The sequence below is a fragment of the Bacillus sp. SIMBA_074 genome (assembly GCF_046534555.1).
In the GTDB taxonomy this organism is placed as follows: Bacteria; Bacillota; Bacilli; order Bacillales; family Bacillaceae_G; genus Bacillus_A; species Bacillus_A mycoides.
Genome location: NZ_JAWRYM010001238.1, coordinates 1 through 235, shown reverse-complemented (window position 1 = coordinate 235; position 235 = coordinate 1). Strand labels below are relative to the sequence as shown.

1 protein-coding gene is annotated in these 235 nt (G+C 43.4%); it reads right to left on the bottom strand.

Translation table 11 applies throughout. The annotated features are described in order from the left end of the window. Window positions 1-16 precede the first annotated feature (16 nt). Window positions 17-235 (bottom strand): hypothetical protein (locus SB773_RS34675; protein ID WP_410595093.1); only part of this gene is annotated, 219 nt, incomplete at its 5' end.

Genomic DNA, 235 nt, shown 5'->3' with positions numbered 1-235 from the left:
ATGATTGATGCTTTCACTAAGCTTGATAAACAACATCTGACAACAGCATGTTTTTAATGATGTTCCGGCTCGGGGGCTGTAACAAGTCTGTTGTGTGGTGACAACCGTTTTCCGGACGTGACCTGCTCTCACTTTTACTTATCGCTGCTATTATTACCTCAATGACGTAAACGGGATGCACAGGTGCTATGCCCGTTATGTCTTTAAAGAACCAAGATGATTCAGACTGAGGAGA